Origin of the sequence: Micromonospora sp. WMMD710 (assembly GCF_029626045.1) — a bacterium.
In the GTDB taxonomy this organism is placed as follows: Bacteria; Actinomycetota; Actinomycetes; order Mycobacteriales; family Micromonosporaceae; genus Micromonospora.
Genome location: NZ_JARUBD010000001.1, coordinates 1929413 through 1943696 on the forward strand (window position 1 = coordinate 1929413; position 14284 = coordinate 1943696).

General features: G+C 70.4%; 15 protein-coding genes. 9 read left to right on the forward strand and 6 right to left on the reverse strand.

The features are described 5' to 3' along the window. The first annotated feature begins 57 nt into the window (after positions 1 to 57). Entirely contained in the window at positions 58 to 741 is a 684-nt protein-coding gene (locus tag O7620_RS08790; protein WP_278122630.1) for an AAA family ATPase, read from the forward strand. A 123-nt stretch (positions 742 to 864) separates the two neighbouring features. Here the strand turns inward: O7620_RS08790 and O7620_RS08795 are convergent, their stop codons facing one another. Continuing rightward, positions 865 to 1605: an alpha/beta hydrolase gene (locus tag O7620_RS08795; protein ID WP_278122631.1), complete on the reverse strand. Its 741-nt coding sequence runs from the start codon at positions 1603 to 1605 to the stop codon at positions 865 to 867. A 230-nt stretch (positions 1606 to 1835) separates the two neighbouring features. After that, positions 1836 to 3467 carry a beta-N-acetylhexosaminidase gene (locus O7620_RS08800; RefSeq protein WP_278122632.1) on the reverse strand — a complete coding sequence of 544 codons (1632 nt, stop codon included), beginning with the start codon at positions 3465 to 3467 and terminating at the stop codon, positions 1836 to 1838. 191 nt (positions 3468 to 3658) lie between these two features. Here O7620_RS08800 and zwf point away from each other — a divergent pair, with 191 nt between their 5' ends. Both zwf and O7620_RS08810 read left to right on the forward strand, forming a co-directional pair. Continuing rightward, positions 3659 to 5038, forward strand: a complete 1380-nt coding sequence (gene zwf, locus O7620_RS08805; RefSeq protein WP_278122633.1) for a glucose-6-phosphate dehydrogenase — start codon at positions 3659 to 3661, stop codon at positions 5036 to 5038. Positions 5039 to 5089: 51 nt separating this feature from the next. After that, positions 5090 to 5932 carry a hypothetical protein gene (locus O7620_RS08810; RefSeq protein WP_278122634.1) on the forward strand — a complete coding sequence of 281 codons (843 nt, stop codon included), beginning with the start codon at positions 5090 to 5092 and terminating at the stop codon, positions 5930 to 5932. 168 nt (positions 5933 to 6100) lie between these two features. Here O7620_RS08810 and O7620_RS08815 read toward each other — a convergent pair whose 3' ends face one another. Further along, entirely contained in the window at positions 6101 to 6298 is a 198-nt protein-coding gene (locus tag O7620_RS08815) for a DUF397 domain-containing protein (RefSeq protein WP_278122635.1), read from the reverse strand. Next, positions 6289 to 7056 carry a Scr1 family TA system antitoxin-like transcriptional regulator gene (locus tag O7620_RS08820; protein WP_151490242.1) on the reverse strand — a complete coding sequence of 256 codons (768 nt, stop codon included), beginning with the start codon at positions 7054 to 7056 and terminating at the stop codon, positions 6289 to 6291. Before O7620_RS08820 ends, O7620_RS08815 begins: the two co-directional genes overlap by 10 nt. A 202-nt stretch (positions 7057 to 7258) precedes the next feature. Here O7620_RS08820 and O7620_RS08825 point away from each other — a divergent pair, with 202 nt between their 5' ends. From O7620_RS08825 to O7620_RS08840, 4 genes are all read left to right on the forward strand, one after another. Next, positions 7259 to 7552 (forward strand): hypothetical protein, encoded by a 294-nt coding sequence (locus tag O7620_RS08825; protein ID WP_278126917.1) that lies wholly within the window; start codon positions 7259 to 7261, stop codon positions 7550 to 7552. Between the two features lie 77 nt (positions 7553 to 7629). Then, positions 7630 to 7800 carry a hypothetical protein gene (locus O7620_RS08830; protein ID WP_278122636.1) on the forward strand — a complete coding sequence of 57 codons (171 nt, stop codon included), beginning with the start codon at positions 7630 to 7632 and terminating at the stop codon, positions 7798 to 7800. 133 nt (positions 7801 to 7933) lie between these two features. After that, positions 7934 to 9346, forward strand: a complete 1413-nt coding sequence (locus O7620_RS08835; RefSeq protein ID WP_278122637.1) for an OFA family MFS transporter — start codon at positions 7934 to 7936, stop codon at positions 9344 to 9346. Then, entirely contained in the window at positions 9343 to 9468 is a 126-nt protein-coding gene (locus tag O7620_RS08840; RefSeq protein WP_255473694.1) for a hypothetical protein, read from the forward strand. Before O7620_RS08835 ends, O7620_RS08840 begins: the two co-directional genes overlap by 4 nt. 31 nt (positions 9469 to 9499) lie before the next feature. Here the strand turns inward: O7620_RS08840 and O7620_RS08845 are convergent, their stop codons facing one another. Then, positions 9500 to 10228, reverse strand: coding sequence for an SDR family oxidoreductase (locus O7620_RS08845; RefSeq protein WP_151490239.1), 729 nt, complete (start codon positions 10226 to 10228; stop codon positions 9500 to 9502). Positions 10229 to 10412: 184 nt separating this feature from the next. Between O7620_RS08845 and O7620_RS08850 the strand changes: the two genes are divergently transcribed. Then, entirely contained in the window at positions 10413 to 10874 is a 462-nt protein-coding gene (locus tag O7620_RS08850; RefSeq protein WP_278122638.1) for a peroxiredoxin, read from the forward strand. Between the two features lie 73 nt (positions 10875 to 10947). Then, positions 10948 to 11628, forward strand: a complete 681-nt coding sequence (locus O7620_RS08855) for a hypothetical protein (RefSeq protein ID WP_278122639.1) — start codon at positions 10948 to 10950, stop codon at positions 11626 to 11628. A gap of 341 nt (positions 11629 to 11969) precedes the next feature. Here O7620_RS08855 and O7620_RS08860 read toward each other — a convergent pair whose 3' ends face one another. Further along, complete coding sequence (locus O7620_RS08860; protein ID WP_278122640.1) at positions 11970 to 14060, reverse strand: hypothetical protein; 2091 nt, start codon at positions 14058 to 14060, stop codon at positions 11970 to 11972. Positions 14061 to 14284 lie beyond the last annotated feature (224 nt).

Genomic DNA, 14284 nt, shown 5'->3' on the forward strand with positions numbered 1-14284 from the left:
GGATATTATGCAGCATTCTCGCGTTTCCGGGAAGCGCGGGGAGAGGAAGAGAAGACCATGCCCGAACCACTGCGGTACGTCCTGACCGGAGCGCCCAGCGCCGGCAAGACGACTGTGCTGGAGGCGCTGCGCCACCAGGGATACGCCACGGTGCGGGAGGCCGCCACCGACGTCATCGCCGAGCGCCAGGCGCAGGGCTGCGCCGAACCATGGCGCGAGCCGGCGTTCGTCGACGCCGTAGCCGCCGTGCAGCGCCACCGCCAGATCGAGGCCGACGGACCCCCTGTCGCCCCCGTCGATCATGGACTTGTGGTGGCGGATGAACTGCGCAATCAGGGTGACGCCGGGCACCACAACTCCATGATCGACGCGAGTCTCCTGCGGCGGCCGACGCGGCTGTACGACCGGTCGCCCCTGTGCACGCTGGCCCTGACCCGACACCTGGGCAGACCAGCCGGCCCGACGCTCGCCGCCGAGGTGGACCGGATCGCGCGGCAGCGCATCTACCAGCGCACGGTGTTTCTGGTCAGCCCGCTGGGCTTCATCACCCGCACGGCCGCACGCCGGATCAGCTACGCCGAATCGCTGGCCTTCGCCCGCGTGCACGAGCAGGTGTACGAGGCGTACGGGCACCACCTGGTCCACGTGCCGGCTGGGCCGGTCCCGCAACGGGTCGCCCTGATCGAGGAGCACCTGTCCGCGCTCGGCGGGGACGGCCTCGGATCGCCTAACTTTACATAATGTTCATTATCGAATCGGAGCTTCGGCTCGGCAGAGGCACCAGGCGCACGGGTACTCATGACAAAAGTCAGGTCCGCGCGGCCGGCGGGCGCCCGGGACGCGCTCGGGTGCTCGCCGCCCAGGTCAGTCGCGGGTGCGGCGCAGCCAGTGGTGGGTGTGCGCGCGCAGCAGGGCGGGCTGCTCGTAGGGCAGGTAGTGGCCAACCTCGTCGATCACGCTGAAGGTGCCGTGCGGGTAGCGGCGCATGGCGTGGAACTGGTCGGCGTAGCCGACGATGCCGTCCTGCCGGCCGGTGAGCACGCTGACCGGGCCGTCGAAGACGGTGTCGGCGGTCTCGTCGGGCAGCGCGTACCCGGGTCCTGTGCGGAGGTCGTGTTGGAATGCGTCGTCGCCGGGGCCGCCGGAGTTCAGCGCGGCGAGGACCGTGGCGACGACGCCCGGGGTGCGGTGGCCCAGCGCGGTGTCGAGGTGCGGGTGCAGGTCGGCGGGGGCGGCGTCGAGCCAGCCGGTGGGCGCCGTTGACGGGTGGGGGTCGGGCAGGGTTCGGCTGGCTGGTGCGATGGTGACGCCCGGGCAGACGAGGAGCAGGCCGCGGACCAGGTCCGGTCGCTGGCGGGCCGATCCCGGCGGCGAGATAGGCGCCGTAGGACGCTCCGGCGAGCAGGACGGGCGCGTCGGTGTGGCGGTCGAGCCATGCGCAGACGGTGTCGAGTATGGCTTGGGAGGCGGGGTGGTCGGTCGCCGGTGAGTCGCCGTGGCCGGGCAGGTCCAGGTACGTCTCGTGCAGGCCTGCGCCGGCGAGGGCGGGGCTGAAGGCTGCTGCCGTGGCGGCGCGGGTGGTGCTGAACATAGGCAGGCAGACAATCGTCGGTCCGGTTCCCGTTGTTTCGTCAACCGCCAGGTCCATTCCGGGAGCCTAGCGAGCGGACGTGGAACGGGTGTGCGTCGCCTGCTCGTGCTGGCCCGACTGCGCTGCCTGCGATCCGTCGCCGGCAGCGGATCGCAGGCAGCGCCGAGTCCGTCGGCGGACACCTCCTGCGGTCGCTGAGGGATGCCGGGGCGCCGGCTGGGTTCGGTCGGCGCCCCGGGTCGGCTCAGATCCAGGGCACCTGGGGGGACGGGTAGAAGTCGACCTGTTGCAGCCGCCAGCGGGGTGCCTGCTCCCCCAGCCGGGTCCGGAATGACTCCCAGTCGTGGCTGGTGGTGGTCGACCAGCCGAGTTCGGCGATCGCCGGCAGGCGGGGGAAGGCCATGTACTCGATGTCGTCGAGGCTGCGCAGGGTCTCGGACCACAGGGGCGCCTCGACGCCGAGGACCGCGCTCTCGCCGACGCCGGTGACGCGCGTGGCGGGGTCCCAGCCGTACGCGTCGGACACCTCGATGAGGCCGGCCCAGCGCAGTCCGAGGCGGGTGGTGGCGTCGTACTTCATGTCCAGGTAGGACTTGTTGGCCGGGGACATGATGACCTTGGTGCCGCGGGTGACGGCGTCGACGAGGTCGGCGTTGGTGGTGCCGGTGCCCCAGAACTGGGCGACGGCGTCGGCGGGCGGATCGGCCTGCGCGATCTCGTTCCAGCCGGAGGCGCGTTTGCCGTACTTGCTGACCAGCGGCAGCACGCGGTTCATGAACGTGCGGTAGTCCTCGTCGGTGGTGGCGTGGGCTTCGTCGCCGCCGATGTGCAGGTACGGGCCGGGGGTGATGGCGGCGAGTTCGCGGATGACGTCCTCGACGAAGCGGTAGGTGAGCTCGTCGTTGATGCACAGGGAGCTGTAGCCGACGGCGATGTCGGTGCGTGGGGGCGGTGCGACGCCGTCGCAGTTGAGTTCGGGGTAGGTCGACTGGGCGGCGTTGGTGTGCCCGGGCATGTCGATCTCGGGGACGATGGTGACGTGCCGGGCGGCGGCGTATGCGACGACGGCCTGGTAGTCGGCTTTGGTGAGGTATCCGGGGCCGACGCCGTCGACGCCGGTGCCGGGCCCGCCGCCGACGGTGGTGAGGCGGGGCCAGGAGTCGATCTGGATACGCCAGCCCTGGTCGTCGGTGAGGTGCAGGTGCAGGTAGTTGATTTTGTACTGGCTGATGAGGTCGACGTACGCGGTGATCTCGTCGACGGTGTGGAAGTGCCGGGCGAGGTCGAGCATGGCGCCCCGGTAGGCGAAGCGCGGGTAGTCGATGATCCGTCCGCCGGGGATGGTCCAGGTGGTTCGTTGCCGGGTGGGTGCCTCGATGTCGGCGGGTAGGAGTTGGCGCAGTGTCTGGGTGCCGGCGAACAGCCCGGCGGGGGTGGTGGCGCGGATCGTCACGCCGCGGCGGGTGACGTCGAGCTGGTAGCCCTCCTGGCCGACGCGGTGGTCCGCTCCCCCGAGGACGAGGGCGATCTCGGGCAGTGGTGTGGAGGGCACGGGCAGGACGGGCAGGGGGTAGCCGGTGGCGGGGCGCAGTGTGTCGGCGAGTTGGCGGCCCACCTGCCAGGCGGCGGAGGAGCCGGGTGCGGTGCGGATGACCGTGAGGGGGCTGAGCCGGAATGCGGCGCGGGCGTCGGGGCGGGTGTCGACGGGCGCGGGGATCACGTCGGTGAGCTGTCGGGCCGGGGTGCTCGGTGTGGCGACGGCGGGGGCTGCGGAGAGGGTGAGCGGTAGCGCGAGCGCGGCTATGGCCAGCAGCCGCGTCGTGGTGTGTCGGCGACGCACGGATACCTCCAGGCCTTCGTCGTGATCGGTGGTCATCGATCCGATTCGCACGCTACCCGGGACGCGACCGGACTGTAAACCTTCCTAATCGTTGATCCGGGGACACCGCCGTCCCCGGGTGGTGCGGCTGTCGCCGTGCTCACGGCCACCCTGTCGGGGGAATGCGCAGGTGGGCCGGGCCGTTCACCGATTGGAAGATCAGGTTCACATGATCGGATGGAAGTGCCATGCCCATGCGCTCAGACGCGGTAGTGCTGTTCGGCGTCACGGGAGACCTCGTCTCGAAGAAGCTGTTCCCGGCGCTGTACGAGCTGACCCGCCGCGGCCGCCTCGACGTCCCGGTGATCGGCGTGGCCCGCTCCCCCTGGGACGATCAGCAACTGGTCACCACCGCCCGCAAGTCGGTCACCGAGGCCAACGACGAGGTCGACGACGAGGCGTTCGACGCCCTGGCGGGCAACCTGTCGATGATCTCCGGCGACTACGCCGACCCCGACACGTACCGGCGGTTGGCCGAGCGCCTGCGTGACGCCGAGCGGCCGATCTTCTACCTGGCGATCCCGCCGGCGGTGTTCGGCGCCGTCGTCGAGGGCCTGGCGGCGGCCGGCCTGGCCGACCGGGGCCGGGTGATCGTGGAGAAGCCGTTCGGGCGTGACCTGGACTCGTCGCGGGAGCTGGACCGGACGCTGCGCGCGGCGTTCGACCCGCAGCGCGTCTTCCGCATCGACCACTATCTCGGTAAGGAAGCCGTCGAGGGCCTGTACGCCTTCCGGTTCGCCAACCGGTTGTTCGAGCCGCTGTGGAACCGCGACCACATCGACAACATCCAGGTCACCCTCGCCGAGGGGTTCGGCACCCAGGGCCGTGCCGGTTTCTACGACCACGTGGGCGCCACCCGCGACGTGCTGCAGAACCACATCCTGCAGGTCGTCGCGTTGATCGCGATGGACGCGCCGGCCGCCGACGACACCGACGCCTTCCGTGCGGCGGAGAGCGCGGTGCTGCGCCAGATCGAGGCGCTGTCGCCGGAGAGCACCGTGCGGGGCCAGTACGCGGGCTACCGCGACGAGCCGGGCGTCGCGCCGGGCTCGAACACCGAGACGTTCGTGGCGACCCGGTTGACGGTCGACTCCCCCCGCTGGGCCGGAGTGCCGTTCTACCTTCGCACCGGCAAGTCCCTGCCGGGAACGGCCACCGAGGTGGTGGTCGAGTTCAAGCAGCCCCAGCGGACGCTCATCCCGGCCGAGGGCGGGGCCGCGGCGCCGGCGAACCTGCTGCGCTTCCGGCTCGGCCGCGGTGACGGCATCACGATGTCGATCCAGGCGAAGAGCCCGGGCGCCGAGGTGACCAGCCGGCCGGTGGACCTGTCGGTGGACTTCGGCGCGGCGTTCGGTCGCCGTCAGGAGGCGTACGAGCGGCTGCTCGACGACGCGATGGACGGGCAGCATCTGCGGTTCGCGCGCGCCGAGACGATCGAGGAGGAGTGGCGCATCGTCGGGCCGATCCTGGACCTGGCCGACGAGGTGCAGCCGTACGACAAGGGCACCTGGGGTCCGGCGGACGCCGACGCCCTCGCCGGCGGCTGGCACACCCCCGACCTGCGGTAGTGGCGCTGCTCACGGTGCCGGCGCCGCCGGCGTCGTGGCAGGCTGTGCCGGGTGACAGGTGATCATCAGGGTCAGGACGCGGTACGCGCGCTCGCCGAGCTGGCGGAGGCCGAGTTCATGTTCCGGTACGAGTCGGGGGCGCCGGCCGACGTCCGGGACGCGCTCGGCATCCGCACCGCCCGGATCGGTGGCGGGGTGGTGCTGTCGATGCGGCACGACCCGACCGGCTACTGGAGCAAGGCGCTCGGGTTCGGCTTCGACGAGCCGGTCACCGGTGACCTGATCGCCCGGGTGTGCGACGTGTACCGCGCCGAGGGCACTCCCGGTGCGGTCATCCAGATCGCGCCGGACCGGTTGCCGGCGGACTGGGACGAGATCTGCGCGCGGGAGACCATCACCCCGGGGAGCGTCTGGGTGAAGATGGCCGGCGAGATCGCGGCGCTGCGGCCTGGCCGCACGGACCTGCGGGTCGGACCGGTCCCCGACGAGCTGGTGGACGAGTGGACGTCGGTGGTGCTGCGGTGCTTCGGCATGCCCGAGCAGCACCTCGCGCCGATGCTCGCCGCCGGTGTGCGCGATCCCGGCTTCCGTCCGTTCGCGGCCTGGGACGGCACGCAGATGGTGGCCGCCGCCAACCTGTTCGTGCACGGCGAGGTCGCCTCGCTCAACACCGGCGCGACCCTGCCGACGCACCGGGGTCGGGGCGCGCAGTCGGGCCTGTTGGCGGCCCGGGTGGCCGCCGCGGCGGCGGCGGGCTGCCGGTGGGTCACCGCCGAGACGGGCCGACCCGATCCGGGTACGTCCAACCCGTCGCTGGACAACATGCGACGCCTGGGTCTCACGCTGCTCTACGAGCGGCGCAACTGGGTGTGGCGGGCGCAGCCGGCCGGCTAGCGGCGATCGGTGGCAGCTCAGACGCGCGACGCCCGGCGTGTCGCATTGCTCATCTGCCAACGATCAAAGGGCGCCCGGCCCGTCCGGCTCGGTTTCCTGGAAATGGGGTATCCGACCGTCGTCGATACCCCATTTCCCGCGAAACGGAGTCGATCGCGCGGGCGCTGGTCAGGCGGCGTCGAGGGCCTTCGCGAAGCGGACGAAGCCCTGCCACTGCGCGGAGCCGAAGCTCAGCGTGCCACCGTCGCGGTCCTTCGTGTCACGGACGAGGACGACGCCAGGCAGGTTGTCGGCGACCTCCAGGCAGTTGCCGCCGTTGTTGCCGCTCTTCGTGCTTTTACGCCACTGCGCACCCGTCACGTCCATGATGCTGCCGCTTCCTTAATGAGGTCGAGAGACTGCGCCCGCGGTAATGCCTCACCGCTGATCCGCGCCCACCGCCGGTCAAGGGTAGCAATATCGACCGCTGACTCGATGATTTGTGCCTGCGCTTGGCCGTCGACGTGCGCGACACGTATGCCGTCGCGCATCTCAGCGATGCTGAACGGCCCACCCAGACCGGGATACATGCCGACATTGGCTGGAACAATGTGGACTTGCACGGTGGGCAGCGTCGCATACGAGGCGAGTTGTTCGCATTGCTCACGCATCATGTCCCGGTCGTCTCCCAGCGTCCGGCGCAACACGCCTTCGTCGATGATGGCAACGAAGAGCGGTGCTCGATCGCGATGGAGAAGGGTTTGCCGGGCGATGCGCGCCGCTGCGAGTTCGTCGACTTCCTCGGCACTCAGCGCCTCTCCCGCCAGCGTCGCCCGGGCGTAAGCCTCCGTCTGTAGGAGCCCCGGCACCCAGGCGAATTCAAAGCCGCGCAGGGACAGCGCCTCGCGCTCGATGTCCGCCCAGGGTCGGAACCACGCCGGTTCGCGACGGGTCAGGACGTCCGGCCATAGTTCACCGACCTCCTGACCGAGCAGGCGAGCGACCTCGGCGCGGTGTCTCGCGCGGGGAATGCGTCCCGGGTTGGCCCACCGTGCGGCCGTCTTCGGATCGACCCCAACCTGGCCAGCGAGACTCTCGGCTGTTTCGCCCGCCTCGGCCATCGCTGCGATGAGTACGTGGTTCACTGCGCGCCTTCCCTCTGACGTCCCGAACGTCCCAGAAAAATGCTTATACGGAGTGTATGCGTCCCGCAACCCCCAGCGAAGGTGGGAGGTAGACGGCGCGGCCGGTAGGGACCCGAACCCGGCGGACGCGTTCGTAGCGGGGCCGCCCCACGGGCGAGCACTCACCGGGGCGGCCCGCACATCCGAGGGGAAGACCGTGCCCATCGAGAAGCTGAAGCCCGCCGGCGCGAGTGCACGGGAGGTGCGCTCTGGCGACCTGCTGCACCTGACCCGTGCCGCGAGTCCGCAGTTCGTCCGGCCCATCACGGTGTGGGTGATCCGGGCATTGAGCGACCGGCACACGTACGACGGCTGGCTGTGGATCGACGCGTACCAGCTCGGCCGCAACGGCGACGCCGTCGCGCGGCGCGAGTTGTACCTGATGCCGGCGGGCGCGCGATGGTTGACGGCGGTGCCGGCGCCCGTCCGCCGTACTCCGGTGGGGGTTGGTCGGTGACCCGTCGTCGGTTCGCGCATCTGCCGACGCGACCGACCTGGCGGTGTCGGGCGTGCGGCATCGCCTGGCCGTGCTCGGTGGCGAAGCTGAACCTCCTCGCCGAGTACCGCGAGGATCGAGCCGCCCTGCTGGATTATCTGACGACGCTGCGCGACGATGCTGTGGCACAGCTCAGCGCCGAGCTACTTGACGGCGTGCCGCGCGCTGATATGACCGAACGGTTCACCGGCTGGGCGTCCGCCCGGTAGTTCCTCGGCCCGAGGGGCTGACTGACCGCTCAGCTCACGGCATCGACCGTCCGGCGCTGGCGAGGTTTGCCGACGAGGCGCGGTGTGGGCATGTGGAGGACGTCTCCCGTCCGCTCCGGAGAGGAAGCAGCGCATGCTTTCCGCACTCGATCGTCGGCACACCGTCGCGCCGCCCGGCTACAGCCGGTGGCTCATCCCTCCGGCGGCGTTGGCCATTCACCTGTGTATCGGTCAGGTCTACGCGACCAGCGTGTACAAGAACTCGCTGATCGCCCACTTCGACGCCAGCCAGACCGCGATCGGGGTCATCTTCAGCATCGCGATCGTGATGCTGGGGTTGTCCGCCGCGGTCGCCGGGACGTGGGTGGAGGCGAACGGGCCCCGCAAGGCGATGTTCGTCTCGGCCTGCTTCTGGGCGGCGGGCTTCCTGGTGGGCTCGCTGGGCATCGCCACGAAGCAGCTGTGGCTGCTGTACGTGGGTTACGGGCTGCTCGGCGGCATCGGCCTGGGCATCGGGTACATCTCCCCCGTCTCCACGCTGATCAAGTGGTTCCCGGACCGGCCGGGTCTGGCCACCGGTCTGGCGATCATGGGTTTCGGTGGTGGGGCGATGGTGGCCTCCCCGCTGTCGCGGCAACTGCTGTCGTTCTACGACCCCGCCTACGACCCGTCCAACGCCGGCTCCACGGCGTCGGGCAGCGCGCTGGTGTGGCTGTTCGTGACGCTCGGCCTGGGCTACTTCGTGATCATGATGTTCGGGGTGGCGAACGTGCGGGTGCCCGCCGAGGGGTGGCGTCCGGACGGCTTCGACCCGGCGAGCGTCGCGGCCAAGCCCCTGGTCACCACGGCGAACGTGTCGGCGGCCAACGCGGTGAAGACCCGCTCGTTCTGGCTGCTGTGGGTGGTGCTGTTCTGCAACGTGACCGCCGGCATCGGCATCCTGGAACAGGCCAGCCCGATGATCCAGGACTTCTTCCGGGACAACGGCACCTCGGCGGTGACGGTGGCGGCGGCCGGCGGGTTCGTGGGCTTGCTGTCGCTGTTCAACATGGCCGGTCGGTTCGTGTGGTCGTCCACCTCGGACGTCATCGGACGCAAACCGATCTACCTGGTGTACCTGGGGGTCGGCATGGTGCTGTACGCGCTGCTGGCGCTGGTCGGGCAGACCGCGACGGCGCTGTTCGTGCTGCTGGCCTGCGTGATCCTGTCGTTCTACGGCGGCGGGTTCGCCACGGTGCCGGCGTACCTGCGGGACCTGTTCGGGACGTACCAGGTGGGTGCGATCCACGGTCGGCTGCTGACCGCCTGGTCGGCGGCGGGGATCGCCGGCCCGCTGATCGTCAACGGGTTCCTCGACGCGCAGGGCGAACCGGGCACGTTGACGGCGGCGGCGTACCGGCCGGCGCTGTTCACCATGGTGGGCGTGCTCGCGGTGGGCTTCGTGGCGAACCTGCTGGTGCGTCCGGTGCCGCAGCGCTACCACGAGCCGGCGCGGGGTCAGAGCGCGGACGAGGACACGGCGGTCGAGAGGAGCGGTACGCGATGAGCGACGACGGTCGGCACGGGCAGCAGGCCCGGTTGTGGATCTCCTGGTTGGTGGTGGCGGTGCTGCTCGGCTACGGGGTCGTGCAGACGGTGATCACGGCGGCGAAGCTGTTCACCCACTGAGGCGGTGAGCCGGGGCGCACCACGCCCCGGCTCACAGGCCGCCGGAGACGCGCAGCACCGTGCCGGTGGCGTACGAGGCGTCCGGGCCGAGCAGCCAGGCGATGGCGGCGGCGATCTCGTCGGGTTCGCCGGCGCGGCCCATCGGGATGCGGCCGGCGGCGCTGTCGGCGCGATCGGGCACGCCGGAGTCGGTGTGGATGTCGGTGCGCACCAGGCCGGGGGCGACGGCGTTGACGCGGATGCCGCGGGGCGCGAGTTCCTTGGCCAGGCCCACGGTGAGGGTGTCGGTGGCGGCCTTCACAGCGGCGTAGTGCACGTACTCCCCCGGGCTGCCGAGCGTCGCGGCGGCCGACGACACGTTGACGATGGCGCCGCCGTCGCCCAGCCGGCGGGCGGCCTGCTGGGCACACAGGACGTAGCCGACGAGGTTGACGTCGACGACGCGGCGCAGGTCCTCGACGCGCAGCTCGGTGAAGGGGCCGATGAGGCTGGTGACACCGGCGTTGTTGACCAGGCCGGTGATGGGGCCGAGACGTGCGGCGGCGTCGAACAGCGCGACGACCTGCTCGGGGTCGGTGGTGTCGGCGCGTACCGCGACGGCCTGCACACCGGTGGCCCGCAGGTCGGCCAGGACCGCGTCGGCGGCGGCGTCGTCGCGGCGGTAGCACAGGGCGATGTCGTGCCCGGCGCGGGCGAGCCGGCGGGCGGTGGCCGCGCCGATGCCCCGGCCGCCGCCGGTGATGACGGTGACGGGTGCCACGGTGCCTCCAGGGCTGTCGGGTGGGATGGGCCGACGCTACCGTGACCGGCGCGGATCAGTCGTCGAGAGGAGGGTCACATGCGGCGGGCGGTGGTGCTCGGCGGTGGTGGCGGACGAGGTGTCGGCGCTCTGGGCGTGATCGCTTACGCTCACCGCGCGTTCGATCGGACAACGGAGGTGCGCGGTGGCGGGTGTGGGTGTCGGCGACGTGGTGGAGGACTTCGAGCTGCCGGATGAGACGGGCACGCCGCGGCGGCTGTCGGAGTTCCTGGCGACCGGTCCGGTGGTGCTGTTCTTCTACCCGGCGGCGATGACCCGGGGCTGCACGGCGGAGAGCTGCCATTTCCGGGATCTGGCCGCGGAGTTCACGGCGCTGGGCGCGTCGCGGGTGGGCATCAGCCGCGATCCGGTGGCGAAGCAGGCGGAGTTCTCGAAGCTGCACGGCTTCGACTACCCGCTGCTGTCGGATGTGGACGGCACGGTGGCGCAGGCGTTCGGGGTGAAGCGGCGGGTGCCGTTGGGGCCGCTGAGCATGAAGCGGATGACGTTCGTGATCGGCGCCGACCGGCGGGTCATCGAGGTGATCCACAGCGAGGTCAGCATGAACGACCACGCCGACCGGGCGTTGCGGGCACTGGGCGGCTGAGCCCCGTGCGGCGGGTGTCGCAGCGGGCTGGTATCAAGACAGCAATCAAACAGGTGTACGGAAGAGGGTTGTGATGGATGCCGGCCAGGGTTTGTCCACTGACGAGGTGCAGAGCATCCGGGAGGCGTTGGCGGCCGGGCGTAAGCCGCGGGTGGTGTTCACCGCGTCGGCGGGGCAGATCGCCGGTCAGGTCGGCCAGGTGGTCGAGCTGACCGACCCCGAGGTGTCCGACGAGTTCGTGGTGGTGCGGTTCGGTCGCGACGAGCTGCCGTTCTCCGCCGCGGATCTGGCGGTGGCACCGAAGGGTGCGGGCCGTCGGGTGGTGGAGCCGGAGCCGGAGCCGTCGGTGTCGCCTTCGGTGCCCGCGCCGGAGTTCGTGTTGGACACGCCGCGGGTGCCCGCGCCGCGACAGGAGGAGCCGAAGGTGGAGCAGACGGAGAAGGCGCCGGCGCGGCGGGCGGTCAAGGCCGTCAAGCCGAAGAGCCCCACCGGCCTGACGGTGACGCTGGCGTACGCCGACGGCGAGTGGACCATCGCCGCGCAGCAGGGCAGCAAAGCCCTGGCGAAGCCGTACGTGGTGAAGCCGGCGGAGGCGTTGAAGATGGTGGCGCTGGTGGATGTGCCGGGTGTGCAGGAGGCGGTGGAGCAGATCCTGGGCGCCGAGCGGGCCGAGGCGGAGCAGCAGGCGGAAAAGCTGCGCGCGGAGTTGGCCGAGATCGAGGCCCGATTGGCGGAGCTGCGCGAGGCGAGCTGAGTGCTGGGTTTTGCTCGCGGCGGGTCTGCCCGGTTGGGTGGGCCCGCCGTGGTGGTGTTGCGGTCAGTGGCCGCCGTGGTGCTCGAGTAGTCGGGTGAGCAGGCGGGTCAACATGCCGTTGCGGTGCCGGGTGACCCTCTCGTACAGAGTACGGTGGCGGCACGCCGTCCGCCTCCCACCCGCAGGCACGGTACGGGGCGCGGGCAGGCCCAGCTATCCGGGCCGCGCCCGCCCTCGGCGACAACCACCGGCCGGCAGCCCGTCGATGTCGGGTTTGCGGGGGCGTAGGGCCAGCGCTCCGGCGTGCAGGGCGGCAGCTGCGGAAGCAGGGTCGCCACCGGTCATTGTCGACGGACGGCCTGGCTGAGTCCGGCGCCCAGCGCCGCGGCGAGCAACCAACCGATGATGATCATGAGCCAGGTCCAGCCGAGCAGGAACGTCGACCACCAGCCCCTCGTGGCGTCCGGCACCCATTTGTCGACCTCGTGCAGATTCGACACCGGGATGAAGAGCTGGATGGAGTAGGCGAGCGGGTTGAAGCACGGAAAGTCGGTGGGGCAGTGCTTCACATTGTGATGCTCCTGGCTCTCCTTCGCGCCCACCGACTCCATCAGGTTGTGGTGTTCGGCCGTGTGGTAGATCGGGAAGTTCAACACCACGAGGGCGAGCGCGATGACGAATGGCCGCCAGAGCCGGTAGCCGTACCCGACGGTGTGTTCCAGGAACAGGTTCCACATCCGCTGCGGCCACTTGAGCTTGCCCCGGTTGCGATAGTCGCGCAGACCGGCGATGAGGACCTCTCGCTCTTCCTTCGTCTTGCTCGCCTCCCGGTAGACCTTGCCGAGCTGCCGGTACGGCTGAAGCGAGAAGGCCTTCGTTCCTTGCAGGATCTCGATGCGCCCACTGCACGGGATGTTGCTGACGCTCTGGTAGGTGAGGCCCTCCATCGAGGTCTGGCGAGTGGGCCAACTCGACGGCGAGTCGTTGAGTCGCCTGACGTCGGCGAACCGCACATCGACCTCCGCCTTCGGCGGCTGCGCCAACTGGAACGTGAAGGTGCCGCCGACCCGAAGGCCGAACGCGTCGAACACCTTCGTGCCGGTGCCCTCCAGGTGCGCGGTGGACAGATCAACGTCGCGGCTGACGTCGGCGTCGCGCATCCGCACCTGGCCCGCCGCGCGGAAACCCGATGTCAGCAGGACGTCCCCGTGCCCGACCAGGCCGGTCAGGTCCAGTGCCGGGTTCTCGGTCGAGACGAACGAACTCGCGCCGCAGTCCAGTTGACGTCCGATCGTGGCACGGCTCAGCCGTACCCGGCCGACGGCGCGGAACCCCTGGTTGAGGCGTACGTCGCCGACGGCGTTCAGCCCGTCGGCGTCGAGCGCGACGCCACCCGGGAACTCGAACAGACCACTGCTGCACACGAGTGACTCACCGATGCTGGCGCCGCACATCTGCACCCGACCGTGGGCGTGGAAACACTGCTCGTGCTGCGGATCCTGGTTGAGGTAGACGCTGCCCGTGCAGGTGATGCCGGTCAGGTCCAACGCGTCGCCGGCCGGGTTCTCGAAGTGGCCGCCGGTGCAGGTGAGCTGGCGGGCCAGTTGCGCGCCGACCAGCCGGACCACACCGTCGGCGCGGAAGCCCCGGTCGAGGTACACGTCCTTGGCGACCAACCGCTCGGCCTCGATGGCCGCCCCGGAAGCGCTGGTGAAGGTGCTGGCGGTGCAGGCTAGCTCACCGTCGATCTGCGCGCCCACCAGCCGCACCGTGCCGGAGGCGGTGAGCCCCTGGTCCAGGTAGCAGCCGAGGCTCACATGGATCGAGTCGGCCCGCAGCGCCACGCCACCGGGTTTGTGGAGTTCCGCCGCGCGGAAGGATATCGAGGACATCCGCCCCCAGCACAGCCGGATCTCCCCCCGAGCCGTGAAGCCGTCGTCGCCGCGCAGCTGTCCGCCGACGATCACGGACGTCGCGTCGAGCGCCAGGCCGGCGCCGTTGTCGAGGTGCGCGGAGCGCAGGTCGAGATCTTGGCCCACGTGACTGAAGGGGATTCGCACCTCCCCCGTGATCCAGGTTTCGTCCAGGCGTAGCGACTTCTCGATCACCATGTTCGGCCCGTGTAGCGCCACATGGTCGACCTCGTGCGAGAGGCGGCTCTTGCTCAGTCGTAGGTCCTCGGTGATCTGCGCGCTGGCGAAACTCACCCTCCGCAGCTGACAGTCCACGACGCTGAAGCCCTTACGGGCGATGATGTTGTCGGCGTGCAGGTCGTTCAGCTCGCAGCCGACGAACTGGATCAGCTCCTCGCACACCGCGCCACGGAGGTCCACCCCGTCGTCGAAGTGGCAGTCGCGAAACAGCAGCCCGTGCGCCAGGTGCTGTTGGGACAGGTTCAAGCGGCCCTGGACGGTGACCCCTGTCAGCGTCACCCGATCGGTGTCGGACCGGCCAACGGGGCACCTGCTCAGCACGACATCGGCGGGCAGGGTCTGCCCTGTGAGCTGCTGGCAGTCGGTCTCGGGCTCGCGTTTCCTGCCGCACATGACGCCCCCCGTGCGACCGTCGGGTTCGACGCCGGGTCTGAATCCGGCCCTCGAATCGTATCGTCCGGTCACGCTCCGTCAGGGGCGAATGCCGTTCATCGGGGGCCGGC

Bases quoted from the DNA above. Each gene is read 5' to 3' on its own strand.
- O7620_RS08840 (WP_255473694.1), top strand. From the start codon at position 9,343: ATGAGCGACGACGGTCGGCACGGGCAGCAGGCCCGGTTGTGGATCTCC.
- O7620_RS08855 (WP_278122639.1), top strand. From the start codon at position 10,948: ATGGATGCCGGCCAGGGTTTGTCCACTGACGAGGTGCAGAGCATCCGG.
- O7620_RS08790 (WP_278122630.1), top strand. From the start codon at position 58: ATGCCCGAACCACTGCGGTACGTCCTGACCGGAGCGCCCAGCGCCGGC.
- O7620_RS08800 (WP_278122632.1), bottom strand. From the start codon at position 3,467: ATGACCACCGATCACGACGAAGGCCTGGAGGTATCCGTGCGTCGCCGA.
- zwf (WP_278122633.1), top strand. From the start codon at position 3,659: ATGCCCATGCGCTCAGACGCGGTAGTGCTGTTCGGCGTCACGGGAGAC.
- O7620_RS08835 (WP_278122637.1), top strand. From the start codon at position 7,934: ATGCTTTCCGCACTCGATCGTCGGCACACCGTCGCGCCGCCCGGCTAC.
- O7620_RS08815 (WP_278122635.1), bottom strand. From the start codon at position 6,298: ATGGACGTGACGGGTGCGCAGTGGCGTAAAAGCACGAAGAGCGGCAAC.